The sequence below is a fragment of the Pseudomonas sp. H1_G08 genome, assembly GCF_054681355.1.
In genome coordinates this window covers 4,799,179-4,820,052 of the sequence record NZ_CP162822.1, presented here as the reverse complement: position 1 = coordinate 4,820,052, position 20,874 = coordinate 4,799,179, and the positions used below count along the sequence as shown (strand labels likewise).

Sequence of the window (20,874 nt, the reverse complement as noted above, 5' to 3'; positions counted from 1 at the left end):
TCGTATACAAGCCATTTCTCTGCCCACTCTTCGATTATTGGCGGATCAATACTGACGGTTATGAACATCACGATACTCCGGCTGATGCACGTTCATGTTCACTGGCTGATCCAGGGCCATCAGAATTTGCCGCCATTCGGCGGACAACAGCCAATAATCGCCCCGGGCACGCTGCTCGATATGCATGGCGTGCGAAGCGATCGGTGTCAGGCCGAAGCGCTGAAACAGTTGCCGCTGTGGCGATCTGCACAAGGCCGTCACCCCCTGATATCCGCGATCGATCGCCCATTCGGCGGCGGTGGCGAGCAAGCCATTGATCGACACCGGCCGGTGCTGCTGGGAATGGGTAATCAAGCGACTGAATTCGACATGCCGCGCCAATGCCACAGTGGGAGACACATGATGCTGCGCCAGTGAGGCCCATTCGAACGGCGCCGGGGTTGCCCGCAGCACTGCAATGAGTTGATCTCGCTGGTAGAGCAGGAAGTGCGTACTGCGCGAGGTGATCGCCAAGCGGGTTTCCAGCGCCCGGGCTCTGGAGGTGAGCATGTAATGCTGCAATCGCAGGCGAAACTGCCGACCAATGAAACGCTCGAATTCTCCGGCGTCCGACCCCGCCTCAAGAATGGCCACACGATAATCGGCCTGTTGATTCTTGAGTGCCTCTTGAAAGCCCTGCAGATAATCCTTGAGGTGTAAATCCGTAATATCCATTACTTCTCCGCAGCCATTAACATTTCGAAGTTGTATCAAGCACATTGAAAGAATGGATGCTTTTGAAAATCTCGCCACTGCACGCGTTCTGATAATCGCGTGGGAAAACTTACAGATATTGCAGAGTCGAAGAACCGTCTGACGCATGCAAGAACAATGGCAACGGATAAGTTTTAAACGAGTGCAGGAACAAACTGCGGGCATGCGCAAAACTCCTCGTCGATAGCGCCGAGGAGTCCGCAAAAAAATAAAAAGAATGGCGTCAGTCAGGACGAACGACGTTACCGGTGGCCAGGTCGCGGATCACGCTGGGATTCTTGCGCCCGCCAAGGCTGCCGCCGAGCACCAGATCGACCTGCCCACGGAAATACTGCTCGATGCGCAAACGCGTGCGCGCGGGCGGTCGCCCCTGTGGATTGGCTGATGTCGAGATCAGCGGCCCGACCAGCGAGCACAAGTCGCGCACCTGCGGGTGATCGCTGACTCGCAGCGCCACGGTGTCATGCACGCCTGTGACCCATTCCGGCAACAGGTTCTGGTGCGGCACCAGCCAGGTGTTCGGCCCCGGCCAGGTGCTGGCCATGCGGTCGATCCAGTCCTGCGGGAAGTCCTCGAAGAGGAAATCGAACTGGCGGATATTGTCGGCGACCAGGATCAGCCCTTTGCTCACCGAGCGATTCTTGATCGCCAGCAAGCGGTCCACTGCGTCTTCGTTCCACGGGTCGCAACCCAGCCCCCAGACGGCTTCGGTTGGATAGGCAATCACCGCGCCGGCGCGAACTTCACGCGCGGCTTGTTGCACACGCCAACTGTTGACCATGAAAAACTCTCCACAAACAGGTTTCGCGCAGTTTACCGATCTTCATCGTAAAACCTAGCTCGACCGCGCCAGCCAGCGACCGTTTTCGCATACCGCACGGCCTTCGATTTCCAGCTCGGTCAACGTTGCCAGCACTTTCGGCAACGCCCAGCCACAGCTCGCGGCCAACGCCTCGCTGGTGTGCGGCGCGGCGTGAAGCAGCGCCAGCAACGGGTGATCGGCCTGCGGCGGCGCTGTGGATAACAACGGTTGCTGCCAGCCGCGCAGCGCTTCGAGGATATGTTCAATAGTCTCCACCAACACCGCCCCGTCGCGAATCAACTGATGACAACCGCGCGCGCCGGGGTGATGGATAGAGCCTGGAATGGCATAAACCTCGCGCCCTTGCTCTGCCGCCAGCCGCGCGGTAATCAACGAACCGCTGGCAACACTGGCCTCGACCACCAGCACGCCGAGGGACAAACCGCTGATGATGCGGTTACGCCGGGGGAAGTTGCTCGCGGTTGGCCCGGCGTCCAGCGGAAATTCGGAGAGCACCGCGCTGCCCGACGCAATCATCGCCTCAGCCAAGCGTTTATTGCGTTGTGGATAAAAATTTTCCAGGCCCGTGCCAAGCACCCCCACGGTCAAGCCGCCAACGTCCAGTGCGGCCTGATGGGCAGCCGCATCGATGCCCAGCGCCAGACCACTGGTGATGACAAAACCGGCCCCGGCCAGACTGCGAGAAAACGCCGCCGCCGTGTCCATGCCCGGGCGCGAAGCGCGGCGGCTGCCGACCATCGCCAGTTGCGGTTTTTCCAGAATCGACGGATCGCCGGCGACGAATAACAGTGGCGGCGGGTCAGGAATCTGCGCCAGCAACGCTGGATAGTCCGCCTGGTCCCACATCAGCAAATGTTGACCGGGGCGCTCTAGCCAGCGCATTGCGTGGCTGGCGCCGTCGCGCACCGTCGGACAACGCCGTGCCTCGGCGCACGCCGCCGGCAATCCCAGCGAGCGCCAGGCACTGGCCGGCGCGCTGAGGGCTTTGGACGCCGAGCCGAAGGCTTCGAGCAGTTTGGCAAAACGCTTGGGGCCGATATCCGGCATGCGGTGCAGGCGCAGACGCGCCTCCAGTTCCGCCGGGGAAATGGCTGTACTGACAGACAACATGAATGGATCATCCTTGATCGTTCGATGCTCCGAACCATTCGGAACAAGCTGTGGATAACTCTGTTGGTAACTTGTTAAGCAAGCTTACGGATTTCGCACCTTGTCGAGCACCGCCAGCGAGCGTGAAGCATTGAGGACCAGGCCGTAACTGAGTTTGTCGTAGGTGCGGAACACCATCAGCAGGCCGGCTCGTTCATCGGGAATTTTCAGCGGTTGGCCGGTAATCCGGTCGCGCACCGTTTCGCCGGTTTTCATCACCGCCAGGACATTGCCTTCGGCCAGACCGTCACGTTTGCCTTTGTTCAGGGTAACCACGTCCATCACACCGATCTGCGTGACGCCGCGTGGCACGTCGATGATCAGGCCGTCGATGGAACGCTTCGGCGCGCTGGGCATGAACGTTGAATTGATCGAACGTTCTTCACCGCCGAACAAGCGGTCACCGAGGCGCACTTCCTGGGTGGTGCGTTGCAGGGCGAGAGTGGCGACGTCGCCTTCGGTGGCAACAACCTCGCCGCCGCCGATATCGTCGGCGTTGATGCCGAGGAATTCCTTGGTCTGCGGGTCAGTGTAGACCTTGCCCTGGCGGAAGATGCCGTACACCGGTTGCTCCGGATCGAAATGGCCACGGGCGAAGATGCGGTCACCGGTACCGCTGAGCACCCGTTCGGCATCGCCGGCGACGATGTACGGCGCCTTGTCGAAGTCTTCGGCCTTGTCGACGATGCGATTGCTCAGCAGAAAACTGTTGATCGATTTCAGCGGAATGCTCGGAATCGCCTCGGCCACCGGGCTGGTGCGAATCCGTGGCGAGAGCTTGATGGTGCCGAGCGACTCGCCACGCTGGACGGTCAACTGCGGTTGGCCGTTGACGTAGCTGAGTGTCAGCGTGTCGCCGGGATAGATCAGGTTGGGGTTTTCGATCTGCGGGTTGGCCCGCCACAGTTGTGGCCACTGCCACGGCTCGCGCAGGTATTTGCCGGAAATGTCCCAGAGCGTGTCCCCGGAAACCACCGTGTATTGCTGTGGAAAACCATCCCTGAGTTGCACTTGCCCTTGCGCGGCGCCGGCCGAAGCCAGAAGCAGCAGGGCGAGTAGTGTTTTCCTCATGCAGTGAATCCCTTTATCATGTGCATTCGCGTGAATCGTCAGAGCCCCCGTGGCTCGCTTCTGTTTTTCAGAAGCTACGCTTCACAACGGTAGCCTGCATCTTCGGACCCGCCAGGCCATCGACCCGACTTTACTCAACGTGTGCAGCAATCGAAGCCTATGGCCATTTTAAACATCCTCGAATTTCCGGACCCGCGTCTGCGCACTATCGCCAAACCAGTGGCTGTAGTGGACGACGAAGTGCGTCAGTTGGTCGACGACATGTTTGAAACAATGTATGAAGCGCCGGGCATCGGCCTCGCCGCGACCCAGGTCAACGTGCACAAACGTATCGTCGTGATGGACCTGTCCGAAGACCGTACCGAGCCACGGGTGTTCATCAACCCCGAGTTCGAACCGCTGACCGACGAGATGGACCAGTATCAGGAAGGTTGCCTCTCGGTACCGGGCTTCTACGAAAACGTCGACCGCCCGCAGAAGGTCAAAATCAAGGCGCTGGACCGCGACGGCAAGCCCTATGAGCTGATCGCCGAAGGTCTGCTCGCGGTGTGCATCCAGCACGAATGCGACCACCTCAACGGCAAATTGTTCGTCGATTACCTGTCCACGCTCAAACGCGACCGGATCAAGAAGAAGCTGGAAAAGCTGCACCGCCAGAACGCTTGATGCCCCTCTTCAAAGGCTTGCTGCGGCAAGCCTTTTTCTTTTATGAGACGCCTTTCATGACTGAGCCACTGCGCATTGTTTTTGCCGGCACCCCGGAATTCGCCGCCGAACACCTCAAGGCCCTGCTGAGCAGCCCGTACGAGATCGTCGCGGTCTACACCCAGCCGGATCGCCCGGCCGGCCGTGGGCAAAAACTGATGCCAAGCCCGGTCAAACAACTCGCCCTGGAAAATAATATCCAGGTGTTGCAGCCGCCGACCTTGCGCAATGCCGAGGCCCAGGCGGAGCTGGCCGCGCTGAAGCCGGACTTGATGGTGGTGGTCGCCTACGGTTTGATCCTGCCGCAAGCGGTGCTGGATATTCCGCGTCTGGGTTGCATCAACAGCCATGCGTCGTTGCTGCCGCGCTGGCGCGGTGCGGCGCCGATCCAGCGCGCGGTCGAACACGGCGATGCCGAAAGCGGTGTAACGGTGATGCGCATGGAGGCCGGGCTGGATACCGGGCCGATGCTGCTCAAGGTCGTCACGCCGATCAGCGCGCAAGACACTGGCGGCACCCTGCATGATCGCCTCGCCGAGATGGGTCCGCCCGCCGTGGTGCAGGCGATTGCCGGTCTGGCTGCCGGCACCCTGCAAGGTGAGGTGCAGAACGATGAGCTCGCCACTTACGCGCACAAACTGAACAAAGACGAAGCACGCATCGACTGGAGCCGCCCGGCGGTGGAGCTGGAACGTCTGGTCCGCGCCTTCAATCCATGGCCGATCACCCACAGCACGCTCAATGGCGAAGCGTTGAAAGTGCTGGCCGCGACCGTGGCCGAAGGCACTGGCGCTCCGGGTGAAATCCTCAGCGCCAGCAAGGACGGCCTGATTGTCGCCTGCGGTGCACAAGCGCTGTGCCTGACCCGCCTGCAATTGCCCGGCGGCAAGGCGCTGAACTTCAGCGACCTGTTCAACAGCCGCCGCGAGAAATTCGCCGTCGGCAGCGTGCTCGGCGCTGCGGTGGAAGCGCAATGAACCCGCGTCTGGCCGCCGCCAAGGCGCTCGCCGCCGTACTCAGCGGCAAGGCTTCGCTGAACAGCTCCCTGCCGACGCAACTGGACAAGGTCGAGGATCGTGATCGCGGTTTCACTCAGGATCTGGCCTTCGGCACCGCACGCTGGCAGCCACGCCTGTCGGCATTGGCGGAAAAACTTCTGCAGAAACCGTTCAAAGCCGCCGACGCTGATGTCGAGGCGTTGCTGCTAGTCGGTCTGTATCAACTGCTCTACACCCGGGTACCGGCCCATGCCGCGATCGGCGAAACCGTCGGCTGCGCAGACAAGCTGAAAAAGCCCTGGGCCAAAGGCCTGCTCAACGCCGTGCTGCGCAATGCCCAGCGCGAAAGCGAGACGATCTTCGCCGAACTGGAACGCGACCCGGTGGTGCGCACAGCTCACCCGCGCTGGCTGCAAAAATCCCTGAAGGCATTTTGGCCCGAGCAGTGGGAAGCGATCTGCGCAGCGAACAACGCGCATCCGCCGATGATCCTGCGGGTCAACCGCCGTCATCACAGCCGCGATGCTTATCTTGCGTTGCTGGGCGAAACCGGGATCGCCGCGACACCGTGCGTTTACAGCCGCGACGGCATCGTCCTCGAAGCTGCTGCCGACGTGCGCAGCCTGCCGGGTTTCGCCGAAGGCTGGATCAGCGTGCAGGACGAAGCCGCGCAACTGGCCGCCGACCTGCTTGATCTGGCGCCGGGTCAGCGGGTGCTCGACGCCTGCTGCGCCCCTGGCGGCAAGACCTGCCACATCCTTGAAGCCGAACCGGCGCTCGCTGGCGTGGTCGCGGTGGATCTGGAAGCCAAGCGTCTGGTGCGGGTGAAGGAAAACCTTGAGCGCCTCGGCCTCGACGCTGAACTGATCGCCGCCGACGGTCGCGATATCGACAAATGGTGGGACGGCAAACCGTTCCAGCGCATCCTGCTCGACGCGCCATGCTCGGCCACCGGCGTGATACGCCGCCATCCGGACATCAAGCTGACCCGCCAGCCCGACGACATCGTCGCGCTCGCGCAACTGCAAGGCGAACTGCTCGACGCCATGTGGAAAACCCTCGAAGTCGGCGGCATCCTGCTCTACGCCACCTGCTCGACGCTGCCGACCGAGAACACCGAAGTCATCGCCGCGTTCCTCGAGCGCACCCCCGGTGCCCGTGAACTGGATCTGGCCACAGCGGCCGGCATCAAGCAGCCCCATGGTCGCCAGTTGCTGGCCCAGCAGGGCGGGCATGACGGGTTTTACTACGCCAAGCTGATCAAGATCGCCGCCGCGCGCGGCTAAACGGATTCATGGAGTGACTGGATGAAAATCATCATCCTCGGTGCGGGACAGGTCGGCGGTTCGCTGGCCGAACATCTGGCCAGCGAGGCCAACGACATCACTGTGGTCGACACCGATGGCGAGCGCCTGCGCGACCTCGGCGACCGCCTCGACATCCGCACCGTGCAGGGCCGGGGCTCGCTGCCGTCGGTGCTGCGTCAGGCCGGTGCCGACGACGCCGACATGCTGGTAGCGGTGACCAACAGCGACGAAACCAACATGGTTGCCTGCCAGGTCGCGCACACGCTGTTCCACACGCCGACCAAGATCGCTCGCGTGCGCGAAGCGTCGTACCTCAATCGCGAGGAACAGCTGTTCCAGAACGAAGCGATTCCGGTCGACGTGCTGATCAGTCCCGAGCAGGTCGTGACCAACTACATCAAGCGCCTGATCCAGCATCCCGGCGCCTTGCAGGTGATCGACTTCGCCGAAGGCGCGGCGCAACTGGTGGCGGTGCGCGCCTATTACGGCGGGCCGCTGGTGGGCCAGCAACTGCGCCAGTTGCGTGAGCACATGCCGAACGTCGAAACCCGCGTAGCGGCGATCTTCCGCCGTGACCGGCCGATTTTGCCGCAGGGCGACACTGTGATCGAGGCCGATGACGAGGTGTTCTTCATCGCTGCCCGTGAGGACATTCGCGCAGTGATGAGCGAAATGCGTCGCCTCGACGAAACCTACAAACGCATCGTTATCGCCGGGGGCGGGCAGATCGGCGAGCGCCTGGCCGAGGCGATCGAAAGCCGTTATCAGGTGAAGATCATCGAGATGAGCCCGGCGCGCTGCCGCTACCTCTCCGATACCCTCGACAGCACCGTGGTCTTGCAGGGCAGTGCGTCGGATCGCGATCTGCTGCTGGAAGAGAACATCGCCGACGCCGATATCTTCCTCGCCCTGACCAACGACGATGAAGCCAACATCATGTCGTCGCTGCTGGCCAAACGGCTGGGGGCGAAGAAGGTCATGACGATCATCAACAATCCGGCCTACGTCGACCTGATCCAGGGCGGCGACATTGATATCGCCATCAGCCCGCAACTGGCGACCATCGGCACCTTGCTCGCCCACGTGCGCCGAGGCGATATCGTCAGCGTGCACTCACTACGGCGCGGCGCGGCGGAAGCGATCGAGGCGATTGCCCACGGTGATGCGAAGTCCAGCAAGGTCATCGGCAAGCCGATCGAGAAGATCGGCCTGCCGCCGGGCACCACCATCGGCGCAGTGATCCGCAACGAGAACGTGATCATCGCCCACGACGACACGGTGATCGAAGCGGGTGACCATGTGATTCTGTTCCTTGTGGATAAAAAGCATATTCGCGATGTGGAAAAGCTGTTTCATGTGGGGTTGAGCTTTTTCTGACCTGAAGACAACGTTGCCCGTGATGGCCCCTTCGCGAGCAGGCTCGCTCCCACAGTGGAATGCATTCCAAATGTGGGAGCGAGCCTGCTCGCGAAAGCGGTTTGACAGACTCGCAGGTTCTCTGACGAACAATAGAAAGGAATCCGCCAATGCTCGAATCCCTGGAAAAAATGCTCGCCAAGGGTGTGGATAACGCGCTGTTGCGCTTCGGTCTGGGCAAGGGTTATCTGGACTTGGGTGAAAACGCCAAGGCTGCCGAGCATTTTCAGCGTTGTGTCGCTTTCGATCCGAAATACTCGGCAGCGTGGAAGCTGCTGGGCAAGGCGCAGCTGGCGCTAGGCGATCACGCCGCTGCGCGTCAGGCCTGGGAACAAGGCCTGGAAGCGGCCCGCGCCCAGGGTGACAAACAGGCCGAGAAGGAGATGACGGTATTCCTGAAAAAGCTTGAGCGGCAGGCGCCTTGAGCTACCGATTGAGCAAGGCGAGCCCGTCTGCATCAACCGTCACCCCATCGAAGTTGCTCAGTACCAGCGCGCCTCGCCCGGCGGACGCTTCTTGAAGCGTTTCATGCTCCACATGTACTGGCTCGGATACGCCGCAACATAACGTTCCACTACCTTGCTCATCGCCGCGCAGGACTCTGCGGTATCGGTGCTGTACATCGCTTCGGGCGCGGCTTCGAGAATGACTTTGTAGCCCGAGCCGTCAGGCAGGCGCAGGGCGTGCAGGAACACACCGACCGCTTTGCCGCCGGCCAACATGTTCGGCACGAATTTGCTGGTCAGCGCCTGAGTTGCGAAGAACGGCACGAAAATCCCGGCGGATTCGGCCGGTTCCGGGTCGGCGGGAATGCCCACGGCACCACCCTTGCGCACTTCCTTGATGACGCTGAGAATGCCTTCCTTGGTCGACGCCGCGACCTTGTTGCCCAGCTGCACGCGCTGTTTGCGCAGCAATTCATCCACTGCCTTGAGCTTCGGCGGACGATAGAAAATGATCGGTTTGCACTGGCTGCAATAGAAGTGGTTGAGCACTTCCCAGTTGCCGAGGTGGCTGGTGATGCCGACCACGCCTTTGCCCGAAGCGAGCGCGTCTTTCAACACATCGAGGCCTTCGACTTCGCGAACCAGATCGATCGAGCGCTGCGCCGGCCAGATCCACGCGCAGGCGCTTTCGGTCAGCGACTTGCCGATGTCCTTCAAACTCTGTCCGACCAGACGCTCACGTTCGGCCGCATCCATCTGCGGAAAACACTTGGACAGGTTGATCCGCACCACGTCGCGGGAACGATTGGGGGTTTTCCACATGATCCAGCCGATCACCGAACCCACGGCCTGCACGGCCCGCCATGGCAGCAGGGCAAACAGCCGCAGAGCGCCTACCAGCAAGGCGCCTTTAAACTTTTCCACAGGTCACTCCTGATCTTTGTGCTGTGCGCGAGGCGGGCATTCTAACCGGCGTTGGCGAGCTGCGCGTAGCGGTCGCAATCCTGGGTGTGGTCCATGACCATGCCCGAGGCCTGCATCAGCGCGTAGCAAATGGTCGGACCGACGAAGGTGAAGCCGGCTTTTTTCAGCGCTTTGCTCATCGCCAGCGCTTCGGGGGTGATCGCCGGGACCTCGCTGCGATCCTTGAAATGATTGATGATCGGTTGGTCGCCCACGAACGACCAGAGCAATGCCACCGGATCCTCCAGCGCCAGCCACGCCTGGGCATTGCGCCGGGCGGCGTTGAGTTTCAGGCGATTGCGGATGATGCCCGGGTCGAGCATCAGTTCGTCGATTTCGGCGTCACTCATCTGCGCCACGCGCTGCACATCGAAGCCGAACAGCACCTGACGGTAACGCTCGCGTTTGCGCAGCACAGTGATCCACGACAACCCGGCCTGGAACCCTTCGAGCAAAAGCAACTCGAACAAACCCTGCGCATCGCGCAGCGGCGTGCCCCACTCCTGATCGTGATAAGCCATGTACAGCGGATCTTCGGTACACCAAAAGCAGCGTGGCATAAGGCTCCAGGGGGCGTGCGCAGCAACGAATCGGGTATACTCCCGCTCTTTAAATCGCAGCCCAAGAAACAGGTGAATTTCGTGAGCCAGCCTACGCCAGCCGTGCGTACCTTCCAAGACTTGATCCTCGCGCTCCAGCAATACTGGGCCGAGCAAGGTTGTGTGGTACTTCAGCCCTACGATATGGAAGTAGGCGCCGGCACTTTCCACACCGCGACCTTCCTGCGCGCCATCGGCCCGGAAACCTGGAACGCCGCGTACGTGCAGCCAAGCCGCCGTCCGACTGACGGCCGTTACGGCGAAAACCCGAACCGTCTGCAGCACTACTACCAGTTCCAGGTAGTCCTGAAGCCGAACCCGGACAACTTCCAGGAACTGTACCTGGGCTCGCTCAAGCATGTCGGCCTCGACCCGCTGGTGCACGACATCCGCTTCGTCGAAGACAACTGGGAATCGCCGACCCTCGGCGCCTGGGGTCTGGGCTGGGAAGTCTGGCTCAATGGCATGGAAGTCACCCAGTTCACCTACTTCCAGCAAGCGGGCGGCATCGAGTGCTACCCGGTGACCGGCGAGATCACCTACGGTCTCGAGCGCCTGGCGATGTACCTGCAAGGCGTCGATTCGGTCTACGACCTGGTCTGGGCTGACGGCCCGTTCGGCAAAGTCACCTACGGCGATGTGTTCCACCAGAACGAAGTGGAGCAATCCACCTACAACTTCGAACACGCCAACGTCGACAAACTGTTCGAGCTGTTCGACTTCTATGAAAGCGAAGCCAAGCGCCTGATCGAACTCGACCAGCCGCTGCCGTTGCCGAGCTACGAAATGGTGCTGAAGGCGTCGCACACCTTCAACCTGCTGGATGCGCGCCGGGCGATCTCGGTGACTGCGCGTCAGCAATACATTCTGCGCGTACGCACCCTGGCGCGTTCCGTTGCGCAAGCCTACCTGCTGGCCCGCGCCAAGCTGGGCTTCCCGATGGCGACCCCGGACCTGCGTGACGAAGTACTGGCCAAGCTGGAGGCTGCACAATGAGTGCGCAAGATTTTCTGGTTGAACTGGGCACCGAAGAACTGCCACCCAAAGCCCTGAACACTTTGGCTGATGCGTTCCTCGCCGGTATCGACAAGGGCCTGCAAGCCGCTGGCCTGAGCTACGAAAGCAAAACCGTTTATGCCGCGCCACGTCGTCTGGCCGTGCTGATCACTGCGCTGGCCACTCAGCAGCCGGATCGCAGCATCAACCTCGATGGCCCGCCACGTCAGGCCGCCTTCGACGCTGACGGCAATCCGACTCAGGCCGCCCTGGGCTTTGCCAAGAAGTGCGGCGTCGAGCTGAGCGAAATCGACCAGAGCGGTCCGAAACTGCGTTATAGCCAGAACATCGCCGGCAAGCCGACCGCGAGCCTGCTGCCGACCATCGTCGAAGATTCGCTGAACGACCTGCCGATCCCGAAACGCATGCGTTGGGGTGCGCGCAAGGAAGAATTCGTGCGTCCGACCCAGTGGCTGGTGATGCTGCTCGGTGACCAGGTCATCGATTGCACGATCCTCGCGCAGAAGGCTGGCCGTGAATCCCGTGGTCACCGTTTCCATCATCCGGAGAGCGTGCGCATCGGTTCGCCATCGAGCTACCTCGCCGACTTGCGTGCCGCTTACGTATTGGCCGATGCCAACGAGCGTCGCGAGATCATCAGCAAGCGCACCGAAGAGCTGGCCACCCGTCAGGAAGGCACGGCGATCGTGCCGCCGGCACTGCTCGACGAAGTGACTGCGCTGGTTGAATGGCCGGTGCCGCTGGTGTGCTCGTTCGAAGAACGCTTCCTCGACGTGCCGCAGGAAGCGCTGATCACCACCATGCAGGACAACCAGAAGTATTTCTGCCTGCTGGATGCCGACGGCAAGTTGCTGCCACGTTTCATTACCGTGGCCAACATCGAAAGCAAAGACCCGCAGCAGATCATCGCCGGTAACGAGAAAGTGGTTCGCCCACGCCTGACCGACGCCGAGTTCTTCTTCAAGCAGGACAAGAAGCAGAAACTCGAAGACTTCAACCTGCGCCTGCAAAACGTGGTGTTCCAGGAAAAACTCGGCAGCGTCTACGACAAGGCCGAGCGCGTTTCCAAACTGGCCGCGTACATCGCCGCGCGCATCGGCGGCAACGCCTCGTGGGCTGCCCGTGCGGGCCTGCTGTCGAAGTGCGACCTGGCCACCGAAATGGTTGGCGAGTTCCCGGAGATGCAAGGTGTCGCCGGTTACTACTACGCCCTCAATGACGGCGAGCCGCAGGACGTCGCGCTGGCGCTGAACGAGCAATACATGCCACGCGGTGCCGGTGCCGAATTGCCGGCGACCCTGACCGGTGCAGCCGTCGCCATCGCCGACAAGCTCGACACTCTGGTCGGCATCTTCGGTATCGGCATGCTGCCAACCGGCAGCAAAGACCCTTATGCCCTGCGCCGTGCGGCACTGGGCGTGCTGCGTATCCTGATCGAAAAGAAACTCGATCTCGACCTGAACGACGCCGTGGCGTTCGCCGTGACTGCATTCGGCGGCAAGGTCAAGGCGGCCGGTCTCAACGAAGCCGTGCTGGAATTCATCTTCGACCGTCTGCGTGCGCGTTATGAAGACGAAGGCGTCGACGTCGCCACCTACCTGTCGGTACGTGCACTGAAGCCGGGTTCGGCGCTGGACTTCGACCAGCGTGTGCAGGCGGTGCAGGCTTTCCGCAAACTGCCGGAAGCGGCAGCGCTGGCGGCGGTGAACAAGCGGGTGTCGAACCTGTTGAGCAAAGTCGAAGGCTCGGTACCGACCGTGGTCGAGGCGAAGTATTTCGACAATGCCAACGAGTTCTCGCTTTATTCGGCGATCCAGCAAGCGGATCAGGCGGTGCAGCCAATGGCCGCGGCGCGTCAGTACAACGAATCGCTGGCACGCCTGGCGGCACTGCGCGAGCCGGTCGACGCGTTCTTCGACGCGGTGATGGTCAATGCCGACGACGCCAATGTGCGAGCTAACCGCTACGCGCTGCTGGCGCGTCTGCGTGGCCTGTTCCTCGGTGTTGCCGACATTTCGCTGCTGGGTTGAGGGATTGCTGTTGAAACTGCTGATTCTCGATCGTGACGGCGTGATCAATTACGACTCCGATGCCTACATCAAGTCAGTGGAGGAGTGGATCCCGCTGCCCGGCTCGATCGAAGCGATCGCGCAGTTGAGCAAGGCCGGCTGGACGGTGGCGGTGGCCACCAACCAGTCGGGCATTGCTCGCGGCTATTACGACCTCGCCACCCTCGAGGCCATGCACGCGCGCCTGCGCGAGCTGGTCGCGGAGCAGGGCGGTGAAGTCGGTTTGATCGTGTATTGCCCGCATGGCCCGGATGAAGGTTGCGATTGCCGCAAACCGAAACCGGGAATGCTCAAAACCATTGCCGAGCATTACACGGTGCCGTTGACCAACGTCTGGTTCGTCGGCGACAGCCTTGGTGACCTGGAGGCCGCCAAAGCCGTCGATTCACAGCCAGTTTTGGTGAAGACCGGGAAAGGCGAAAAGACTCAGGGTAAAACCCTGCCGGTTGGCACCCTGATTTTTGACGATCTGGCGGCGATTGCCGCAGAACTTATCCACAACTAGAGTACTTCTGAATTTCCTGGCCAGGGATTGCTCGGGAGTGCGCTTGAACAGTCGGGGCATTGCCCCGTAACGGTAACCGTCGCCATGTCGATACTGCGGGCCTTCAGAATCTTTGTTTTTTACCTGCTGCTGGGCACAACAGCGTTGCTGTGGTGCAGTCTGAGCTTTTTCATCGCGCCGTTTCTGTCCTTCAAGGCGCGCTATCGTTTCATCAACGTGTACTGGTGCCGTTGCGCCCTGTGGCTGACCAAGGTTTTCCTTGGCATCCGCTACGAAATCAAAGGTGCGGGAAACGTGCCTGACCGGCCCTGCGTGATTCAATCGAACCATCAGAGCACTTGGGAGACCTTCTTTCTCTCCGCTTATTTCTCGCCATTGAGCCAAGTGCTCAAGCGCGAATTGCTCTACGTGCCGTTCTTCGGCTGGGCCATGGCAATGCTGCGCCCGATCGCCATTGACCGCGACAACCCGAAGGCCGCGCTCAAACAAGTCGCGGCTAAAGGCGACGAGCTGCTCAAGGACAACGTCTGGGTGCTGATCTTCCCCGAAGGCACACGAGTCCCCTACGGCACTGTCGGAAAATTCTCCCGCAGTGGCAGCGCATTGGCAGTGAATGCGGCGCTTCCGGTGCTGCCGATTGCACACAATGCCGGCAAATTCTGGCCAAAAATCGGCTGGGGCAAACAGGCCGGAGTGATCACCGTGGTCATTGGCGAACCGATGTATGCCGAAGGCAGCGGGCCGCGCGCCATCGCTGATCTGAATGACCGTGTGCAGGCGTGGAACGAGAAGACCCAGCGTGAAATGGGTTCGCTGCCACCGGCGCCACAGGCACCGGCCGCGAGTGACCAAATGGCTGTCTGAATCTTGTGGATAACCTGTGTACGCTTTCCCTCCAAAGCAGAGCAATTCAAATTTAACTTGTTGATTTCTATATATATTTTCAAATCTTTAATTTGAATGAAATCCGTGCATAAGTTTTATTCGGATGTAAAAAAACCGGCCGTTATAGCCGGTTTTTTTGTGCCCCTTTTTCAATCAGCAACCAGCGGCAACTCGATAAGGAAAGTGGTTCCCGCATCGACCACGCTACGACACTCAATCGTACCTCCATGATGATCAATCACGGCTTTGACCATCGATAGACCCAAGCCCACGCCGTCGATGCCCTGGGCCGAAGAGAAACGCCGATACTGGCTGAACAGGTCAGGCAATTCATCGGCGGCAATGCCCTTGCCCTGATCGGTCAATTCGCAGCGCAGCCACTGTCCATCACAGCTGACCTTCAGTTGCACAGTGCTGTCTGCGGGGCTGTACTTGATCGCGTTTTCCAGCAGGTTGAACAGGGCGCGCGTCAGCAGTCCCTGATCGGCCAGAATCAGCCGCTCCTGGCATTGCTCATCGACCTCGTTGAGCAGCTCGATGCGTTTCTGCTGGGCGATCGGCAACGCCTGATCGAGCACGTCCAGTACCAGCATGGCGAACAATGTCGGGCGGAACTGGTAGGTTTCGGATTCAGCGCGCGCCAACAAGACAAAACCATCAGTCAGATCCAGCGCTCGGCGCACCTGACGCTCAATCTGCTCGAACAGCGGCGCATCAGCACCCGCCTGATGACGATGCACATCCAGCAGGGCGAGGATCGCCGAATGGGGGGCGCGCAGGTCGTGGGAAAGAAAACGCAGCAGGACGCCGCGCTGCTCCTCGGCCGCACGCTCGGCACTCAAGTCCGTCAGGCTGAGCAGCCAACCGATCGGCGTATCGCCGTCGACCGGCAGCAGCGCCGCTCTTTCCAGGCGCAGACTGCGCTCCTTGTGATCGCGAAATTCCAGCAGCGGCAGGGTGGCCAGCGGCGGTCGCGGCGCTGTGGATAATTCCGGATAGCCGAGCCGTGCCAGTTGATCGAGCACGTCATCGCCCACCAGCGGATCCTCGAACAACTCGCGCGCCTTGCGATTGCCCAGCAGGATCTTGCCCAGCGGATCACTGATCAGCGTCGCCACCGGCAGGTATTCCAGGCCATCGGCAATGAACCGCCGGGTGTCGCGGGTGCGGCTCATGGCTTGTTCGAGCGCCATGATCTGGCCCTGCAAACGGTCGGCACCGGTGAAGCGGGTCCGCCGACGTTCAGGGAAGACTTTCGGTTCGCTGTCCAGACGTGCCAGCTCCCAGCCGAAATACGTCAACACAACACTCAAGCGTCGCCAGTTCCAGATCAGGTAACCGAACAACATCCCCAGGGCTGCTGGCGTTGGCGACCACCAGTAGCGGACTTCGGCCAGCAGGGCGCTGGCGATCAGCGCACAGGCCATACCGACCAAGGTTACCCACAGCGCCCAACGCGGCCGCCACAGCAACAATCCCAGCACACCCGCGACCATCGCCACGGACAACAGAGCGCCGGGCGCTGGCGACGGATTGTGCAGATTGATCTGGGCGCGATAAGACAACAAGGCAGTCAGCGGCAACAGCACTAGACTTATCCACAACCACTCGCGCACCAGCCGCCGGAACAGACGCTGGACCTGGCTCGGCTCACGACTTTCACGTCGGCGTTGAGGGTTACGCATGAGGCAAAGGGCAGGGCAGTGGATAGGGTTTCATAGGTCTCTGGTCGGAGGCGTAGACCCGAAGAATCATAGCGGACGTCGACCACCGACGGGCTGCTTCTTTCATCGCGGCCGGGGAGTCGCTATTGTCGACATCCCAGCCCCAGCGACAAGGAACACCGCCGATGCGCGTTGCCATTCTGGACGACGAACCCGCCGAACTGCGCCGGGTCGAGCAAACCCTGGAGCAAATGGCCGAAGCGGGCGAGCAGCCGTGGTCACTGCACAGCTTCGAGCGCGGCGAAGACTTGTTGCGCCAGCTGCGCCGGGAAACCTTCGACCTGTTGATTCTCGATTGGCAACTTCCTGATCTCACGGGTCTGGCACTGCTGCGCTGGACCCGCGAACACATGGACGCGCCACCTGCGGCGATCATGCTCACCAGCCGCGATGGCGAGAGCGATATCGTTCAAGCCTTGAATGCCGGGGCTGACGATTATGTCAGCAAGCCGTTTCGCCCCAATGAGTTGAAGGCGAGGGTGGCTGCCGTATTGCGTCGGCATAGCCAACCGCGCAGCGCGGCGGGCGAAATACAGACGTTTCACGATCTGACTTTCGACGACGCCGAACTGACCGTCACCCGTGAAGGCAAACCGATCCTCATGACCGAACGCGAATACCGCTTGGCGCGCTGCCTGTTCAGCAACCTGGGGCGGCCATTGTCGCGGGATTACTTGTACGAGCGCTTCTGGCCGAACGAGGAGACAACTTCCTCGCGGCCACTGGATACGCATATCTACCGATTGCGCAACAAGCTCGGGCTGACAGCGGATCGGGGTTGGCAGTTGCTGACAATTTATGGGTATGGGTATCGGTTGGAGAGTGTCGGCACTGGGAATGAGTGAGGCAACAAAAAAACCCCGGCATTGGCCGGGGTTTTCCATGAGCGGGTAGCAAACAGGATCAGAAGTCCAGGTTGGAAACCGCCAGTGCGTTGCTCTCGATGAAATCTCGGCGAGGTTCGACCGCATCACCCATCAGGGTGTTGAAGATCTGGTCTGCACCGATGGCGTCTTCGATGGTGACTTTCAGCATGCGCCGCACGCTTGGGTCCATGGTGGTTTCCCACAGCTGATCCGGGTTCATTTCGCCCAGACCTTTGTAGCGCTGGATGGTGTGGCGCTTGGTGCTTTCGGCCATCAGCCAGTCGAGGGCTTCCTTGAACTCGGTAACGGCTTTCTTGCGCTCGCCACGCTGGATGTACGCGCCTTCATCGAGCAGGGTGCTCAGTTGCGCGCCCAGGGTGACCACGGTTTTGTAGTCGTTGCTGCCGAAGAAGTCGCGGTTGAAGGTGACGTAGTTCGACAGACCGTGGGAGATCAGTTCGACCTCTGGCAGCCAGACGCCACGTTCGCGATCCTCACGCAGGCTGGCCTTGTAGACCAGACCCGACTTCTCGTTGGTACGCAGACGGACTTCATACTGCGCCAGCCACTCTTGCATCGCCGCGTGGTCGCCCAGGGTTTCCAGACTGACGGCCGGCAGATAGATGAAGTGCTCGGTCAGCTCCTGAGGGTACAGACGCGACAGACGCTTGAGGGTCTTCATCACCATGCGGAAGTCGTTCACCAGACGTTCCAGCGCTTCGCCGGAAATGCCCGGGGCTTCTTCGTTCAGGTGCAGGCTTGCATCTTCCAGGGCCGACTGCGTCATGTACTCTTCCATGGCGTCGTCGTCTTTGATGTATTGCTCTTGCTTGCCTTTTTTGACTTTGTACAGCGGTGGCTGGGCGATGTAGATGTAGCCACGCTCGATCAGCTCGGGCAACTGACGGAAGAAGAAGGTCAGCAGCAGGGTACGGATGTGCGAACCGTCGACGTCAGCATCGGTCATGATGATGATGTTGTGATAGCGCAGCTTGTCGATGTTGTACTCTTCGCGACCGATGCCGCAGCCCAGCGCGGTGATCAGCGTGCCCACTTCCTGGGACGAGATCATCTTGTCGAAGCGTGCCTTCTCGACGTTGAGGATCTTGCCCTTCAACGGCAGGATCGCCTGGGTCTTGCGGTTACGTCCCTGCTTCGCAGAACCGCCCGCGGAGTCACCTTCCACCAGGTACAGTTCGGACAGCGCCGGGTCTTTTTCCTGGCAGTCAGCGAGCTTGCCCGGCAGGCCGGCGATGTCCAGCGCGCCTTTGCGGCGGGTCATTTCACGGGCCTTGCGCGCAGCTTCACGGGCACGGGCGGCGTCGATCATCTTGCCGACTACCAGCTTGGCTTCGTTCGGGTTCTCCAGAAGGAAGTCGGAGAAGTATTTGCCCATCTCCTGTTCCACTGCAGTCTTCACTTCGGAAGACACCAGCTTGTCTTTGGTCTGCGAGCTGAACTTCGGATCCGGCACTTTCACCGAGATGATCGCGGTCAGGCCTTCACGGGCATCGTCGCCGGTGGTGGCGACTTTGTGCTTCTTCGCCAGACCTTCCTGCTCGATGTAGTTGTTCAGGTTACGCGTCAGTGCCGAGCGGAAGCCCACCAGGTGAGTGCCGCCGTCGCGCTGCGGAATGTTGTTGGTGAAGCACAACAGGTTCTCGTTGAAGCTGTCGTTCCACTGCAGGGCGATTTCCACGCCGATGCCGTCTTCACGCTGGATGTTGAAGTGGAACACCTGATTGACCGCAGTCTTGTTGGTGTTCAGGTATTCAACGAACGCACGCAGGCCGCCTTCGTACTTGAACAGCTCTTCCTTGCCGCTGCGCTCGTCCTTGAGGACGATGCCGACACCGGAGTTGAGGAAGGACAGTTCACGAATGCGCTTGGCGAGGATGTCCCAGCTGAAGTGAATGTTCTTGAAGGTTTCGCTGGAAGCCTTGAAGTGGATCTGGGTACCGGTGGTTTCGCTGTCGCCAACGATGGCCATCGGTGCCTGAGGCACGCCGTGGACGTAGGTCTGTTCCCAGATCTTGCCACTGCGGCGAACGGTCAGGACCAGTTCTTCGGACAGCGCGTTCACCACCGACACACCTACGCCGTGCAGACCGCCGGATACTTTGTAGGAGTTGTCGTCGAACTTACCGCCAGCGTGGAGGACGGTCATGATGACCTCGGCGGCGGAAACGCCTTCCTCTTTATGCACGTCTACCGGGATGCCACGACCGTTGTCTTTAACGGTGATGGATTCGTCCGGGTGAATGATGATGCTGATGTCGTCGCAATGGCCGGCGAGGGCTTCGTCGATCGAGTTGTCGACCACCTCGAACACCATGTGGTGCAGACCGCTGCCATCGTCGGTGTCACCAATGTACATACCGGGACGTTTGCGTACGGCATCCAGGCCTTTCAGCACTTTAATGCTCGTTGAGTCGTACGTATTTTCTTCGCTCAATGCCTTCACTCCCGATGGTCGTGGGTCTGGGTGATACGGCCCTGTTCCACGTGGAACAAAGCGACTGGCGTTTCCGTCTGCCAGCCTTCCCTCAGTAATTCGTGATCTACACAGGTGATAAACACCTGGCAGCGTAAGTCTTCCAGCAAGCGGCATAGCGCGCGACGGTGGCTCTCGTCCAGCTCGGACGGCAAGTCATCCACCAGATAAATACACTGTCCGCGACGGGCCTGGCTGACCAGGTGCCCTTGGGCAATCCGCAGTGCACACACCACTAACTTCTGCTGACCCCGGGACAAAATGTCCGCGGCATTGTGTGCGCCCAATCTGAGACGCAAATCAGCTCGTTGCGGTCCGGCCTGGGTGTGCCCCATCTGCTGGTCCCGTTGCACGGAAGCGGCGAGTACGGCGCTCAATTCGCGGTCCTTGTCCCAGCCTCGGTAATAGCTGAGCGTCAAACCCTCGAGCTCAACCAGTTCGCTCAAGGTCTGTTCGAAGACCGGTTTCAAGGCTGTGATGTAAGCGCGGCGGTATTCATCGATTTCAGCGCTGGCCTGGCACAGTTCCCTGTCCCAAACCGCTTGCGAAACGGCGTCAAGTGTACCATGCCGCAGCCAGGAGTTTCTCTGGCGCAGCGCCTTCTGCAAACGCTGCCAAGTGGCCATGAAACGCGGTTCGACGTGGAACACGCCCCAGTCGAGAAACTGCCGGCGAATCTTCGGTGCGCCTTCCAGCAGACGGAAGCTGTCCGGGTTGATCAACTGCAGCGGCAGGATCTCCGCCAGCTGCGCAGCGCTACGGGCGTTCTGGCCGTCGATGCGAATCTGGAACTCGCCCTGACGGTCGCGGGAAATCCCCAGCGCACTGTGTCCGCCTTCAGCCAGCTCAACCTGACCGAATACGGTACAGGCGAGCTGTTCGTACTGAATCACGGGCAACAGCCGCGTGCTGCGAAACGAACGGGCAAGCCCCAGCAGATGAATGGCTTCCAGAACACTGGTTTTGCCGCTGCCGTTGGCGCCGTAAAGAATGTTGATGCGGGGGGAGGGGGAGAAGGTCACCGGGTGCAGATTGCGCACCGCGGTGACCGAAACACGACTTAACGACATTCAGGATCAGCTGA

At 60.6% G+C, this 20,874-nt stretch carries 19 protein-coding genes; 10 read left to right on the top strand and 9 right to left on the bottom strand.

All coding sequences use genetic code 11. The features are described 5' to 3' along the window. Window positions 1-45: 45 nt before the first annotated feature. The 4 genes from AB4N85_RS21935 to AB4N85_RS21920 form a co-directional block, all read right to left on the bottom strand. On the bottom strand, window positions 46-714 hold the full coding sequence (locus AB4N85_RS21935) for a hypothetical protein (RefSeq protein WP_056791154.1): 669 nt from the start codon (window positions 712-714) through the stop codon (window positions 46-48). A gap of 262 nt (window positions 715-976) precedes the next feature. Next, window positions 977-1,534, bottom strand: a complete 558-nt coding sequence (locus AB4N85_RS21930) for an L-threonylcarbamoyladenylate synthase type 1 TsaC (protein WP_039757175.1) — start codon at window positions 1,532-1,534, stop codon at window positions 977-979. 54 nt (window positions 1,535-1,588) lie between these two features. Beyond that, window positions 1,589-2,686, bottom strand: a complete 1,098-nt coding sequence (dprA, locus tag AB4N85_RS21925) for a DNA-processing protein DprA (RefSeq protein WP_056791151.1) — start codon at window positions 2,684-2,686, stop codon at window positions 1,589-1,591. Between the two features lie 84 nt (window positions 2,687-2,770). Next, complete coding sequence (locus AB4N85_RS21920; RefSeq protein ID WP_460065835.1) at window positions 2,771-3,796, bottom strand: LysM peptidoglycan-binding domain-containing protein; 1,026 nt, start codon at window positions 3,794-3,796, stop codon at window positions 2,771-2,773. 159 nt (window positions 3,797-3,955) lie between these two features. Here AB4N85_RS21920 and def point away from each other — a divergent pair, with 159 nt between their 5' ends. The 5 genes from def to AB4N85_RS21895 all read left to right on the top strand — a co-directional run bounded on the left by def (window position 3,956) and on the right by AB4N85_RS21895 (window position 8,647). After that, entirely contained in the window at window positions 3,956-4,462 is a 507-nt protein-coding gene (def, locus tag AB4N85_RS21915; RefSeq protein ID WP_016772378.1) for a peptide deformylase, read from the top strand. Between the two features lie 56 nt (window positions 4,463-4,518). Further along, window positions 4,519-5,478: a methionyl-tRNA formyltransferase gene (fmt, locus tag AB4N85_RS21910; RefSeq protein ID WP_252879164.1), complete on the top strand. Its 960-nt coding sequence runs from the start codon at window positions 4,519-4,521 to the stop codon at window positions 5,476-5,478. Beyond that, a complete protein-coding gene (rsmB, locus tag AB4N85_RS21905; RefSeq protein WP_236167867.1) occupies window positions 5,475-6,785 on the top strand; it encodes a 16S rRNA (cytosine(967)-C(5))-methyltransferase RsmB in 1,311 nt (436 codons plus the stop codon). The genes fmt and rsmB overlap by 4 nt, the downstream gene beginning before the upstream one ends. Window positions 6,786-6,806: 21 nt before the next feature. Continuing rightward, entirely contained in the window at window positions 6,807-8,183 is a 1,377-nt protein-coding gene (gene trkA, locus AB4N85_RS21900) for a Trk system potassium transporter TrkA (RefSeq protein WP_041476512.1), read from the top strand. 149 nt (window positions 8,184-8,332) lie between these two features. After that, window positions 8,333-8,647, top strand: a complete 315-nt coding sequence (locus tag AB4N85_RS21895) for a tetratricopeptide repeat protein (protein WP_252868526.1) — start codon at window positions 8,333-8,335, stop codon at window positions 8,645-8,647. Between the two features lie 57 nt (window positions 8,648-8,704). On the opposite strand, the gene AB4N85_RS21890 is transcribed toward AB4N85_RS21895, so the two are convergent. Together AB4N85_RS21890 and AB4N85_RS21885 are read right to left on the bottom strand one after the other, a co-directional pair. Then, the gene (locus AB4N85_RS21890; protein WP_056791136.1) at window positions 8,705-9,592 is read right to left on the bottom strand and encodes a lysophospholipid acyltransferase; all 888 of its coding nucleotides are present in this window, start codon (window positions 9,590-9,592) and stop codon (window positions 8,705-8,707) included. A gap of 41 nt (window positions 9,593-9,633) precedes the next feature. Next, entirely contained in the window at window positions 9,634-10,191 is a 558-nt protein-coding gene (locus AB4N85_RS21885; RefSeq protein ID WP_056791133.1) for a DNA-3-methyladenine glycosylase I, read from the bottom strand. A gap of 81 nt (window positions 10,192-10,272) precedes the next feature. On the opposite strand from AB4N85_RS21885, the gene glyQ reads away from it, so the two are divergent. From glyQ to AB4N85_RS21865, 4 genes are all read left to right on the top strand, one after another. After that, window positions 10,273-11,226 (top strand): glycine--tRNA ligase subunit alpha, encoded by a 954-nt coding sequence (gene glyQ, locus AB4N85_RS21880; RefSeq protein WP_003187265.1) that lies wholly within the window; start codon window positions 10,273-10,275, stop codon window positions 11,224-11,226. After that, window positions 11,223-13,277 carry a glycine--tRNA ligase subunit beta gene (gene glyS / locus AB4N85_RS21875; RefSeq protein ID WP_095182327.1) on the top strand — a complete coding sequence of 685 codons (2,055 nt, stop codon included), beginning with the start codon at window positions 11,223-11,225 and terminating at the stop codon, window positions 13,275-13,277. The genes glyQ and glyS overlap by 4 nt, the downstream gene beginning before the upstream one ends. Before the next feature lie 4 nt (window positions 13,278-13,281). Further along, window positions 13,282-13,821 (top strand): D-glycero-beta-D-manno-heptose 1,7-bisphosphate 7-phosphatase, encoded by a 540-nt coding sequence (gene gmhB / locus AB4N85_RS21870; protein WP_164488352.1) that lies wholly within the window; start codon window positions 13,282-13,284, stop codon window positions 13,819-13,821. A gap of 84 nt (window positions 13,822-13,905) precedes the next feature. Then, entirely contained in the window at window positions 13,906-14,685 is a 780-nt protein-coding gene (locus AB4N85_RS21865; protein ID WP_252868525.1) for a lysophospholipid acyltransferase family protein, read from the top strand. 170 nt (window positions 14,686-14,855) lie between these two features. Here the strand turns inward: AB4N85_RS21865 and AB4N85_RS21860 are convergent, their stop codons facing one another. Further along, complete coding sequence (locus AB4N85_RS21860) at window positions 14,856-16,391, bottom strand: sensor histidine kinase (RefSeq protein WP_252868524.1); 1,536 nt, start codon at window positions 16,389-16,391, stop codon at window positions 14,856-14,858. Between the two features lie 164 nt (window positions 16,392-16,555). Between AB4N85_RS21860 and AB4N85_RS21855 the strand changes: the two genes are divergently transcribed. Further along, on the top strand, window positions 16,556-17,275 hold the full coding sequence (locus AB4N85_RS21855) for a response regulator transcription factor (protein WP_073470814.1): 720 nt from the start codon (window positions 16,556-16,558) through the stop codon (window positions 17,273-17,275). Between the two features lie 58 nt (window positions 17,276-17,333). On the opposite strand, the gene gyrB is transcribed toward AB4N85_RS21855, so the two are convergent. Then, on the bottom strand, window positions 17,334-19,751 hold the full coding sequence (gene gyrB, locus AB4N85_RS21850) for a DNA topoisomerase (ATP-hydrolyzing) subunit B (protein WP_024014948.1): 2,418 nt from the start codon (window positions 19,749-19,751) through the stop codon (window positions 17,334-17,336). Window positions 19,752-19,756: 5 nt separating this feature from the next. Then, on the bottom strand, window positions 19,757-20,860 hold the full coding sequence (gene recF, locus AB4N85_RS21845; protein WP_056791117.1) for a DNA replication/repair protein RecF: 1,104 nt from the start codon (window positions 20,858-20,860) through the stop codon (window positions 19,757-19,759). Window positions 20,861-20,874 lie beyond the last annotated feature (14 nt).

Excerpts from the sequence above, each read along its gene's own strand:
- AB4N85_RS21935 (WP_056791154.1), bottom strand. The coding sequence starts at position 714 with ATGGATATTACGGATTTACACCTCAAGGATTATCTGCAGGGCTTTCAA.
- AB4N85_RS21930 (WP_039757175.1), bottom strand. The coding sequence starts at position 1,534 with ATGGTCAACAGTTGGCGTGTGCAACAAGCCGCGCGTGAAGTTCGCGCC.
- dprA (WP_056791151.1), bottom strand. The coding sequence starts at position 2,686 with ATGTTGTCTGTCAGTACAGCCATTTCCCCGGCGGAACTGGAGGCGCGT.
- AB4N85_RS21920 (WP_460065835.1), bottom strand. The coding sequence starts at position 3,796 with ATGAGGAAAACACTACTCGCCCTGCTGCTTCTGGCTTCGGCCGGCGCC.
- def (WP_016772378.1), top strand. The coding sequence starts at position 3,956 with ATGGCCATTTTAAACATCCTCGAATTTCCGGACCCGCGTCTGCGCACT.
- fmt (WP_252879164.1), top strand. The coding sequence starts at position 4,519 with ATGACTGAGCCACTGCGCATTGTTTTTGCCGGCACCCCGGAATTCGCC.
- rsmB (WP_236167867.1), top strand. The coding sequence starts at position 5,475 with ATGAACCCGCGTCTGGCCGCCGCCAAGGCGCTCGCCGCCGTACTCAGC.
- trkA (WP_041476512.1), top strand. The coding sequence starts at position 6,807 with ATGAAAATCATCATCCTCGGTGCGGGACAGGTCGGCGGTTCGCTGGCC.
- AB4N85_RS21895 (WP_252868526.1), top strand. The coding sequence starts at position 8,333 with ATGCTCGAATCCCTGGAAAAAATGCTCGCCAAGGGTGTGGATAACGCG.
- AB4N85_RS21885 (WP_056791133.1), bottom strand. The coding sequence starts at position 10,191 with ATGCCACGCTGCTTTTGGTGTACCGAAGATCCGCTGTACATGGCTTAT.
- glyS (WP_095182327.1), top strand. The coding sequence starts at position 11,223 with ATGAGTGCGCAAGATTTTCTGGTTGAACTGGGCACCGAAGAACTGCCA.
- AB4N85_RS21865 (WP_252868525.1), top strand. The coding sequence starts at position 13,906 with ATGTCGATACTGCGGGCCTTCAGAATCTTTGTTTTTTACCTGCTGCTG.
- AB4N85_RS21860 (WP_252868524.1), bottom strand. The coding sequence starts at position 16,391 with ATGCGTAACCCTCAACGCCGACGTGAAAGTCGTGAGCCGAGCCAGGTC.
- AB4N85_RS21855 (WP_073470814.1), top strand. The coding sequence starts at position 16,556 with ATGCGCGTTGCCATTCTGGACGACGAACCCGCCGAACTGCGCCGGGTC.
- recF (WP_056791117.1), bottom strand. The coding sequence starts at position 20,860 with ATGTCGTTAAGTCGTGTTTCGGTCACCGCGGTGCGCAATCTGCACCCG.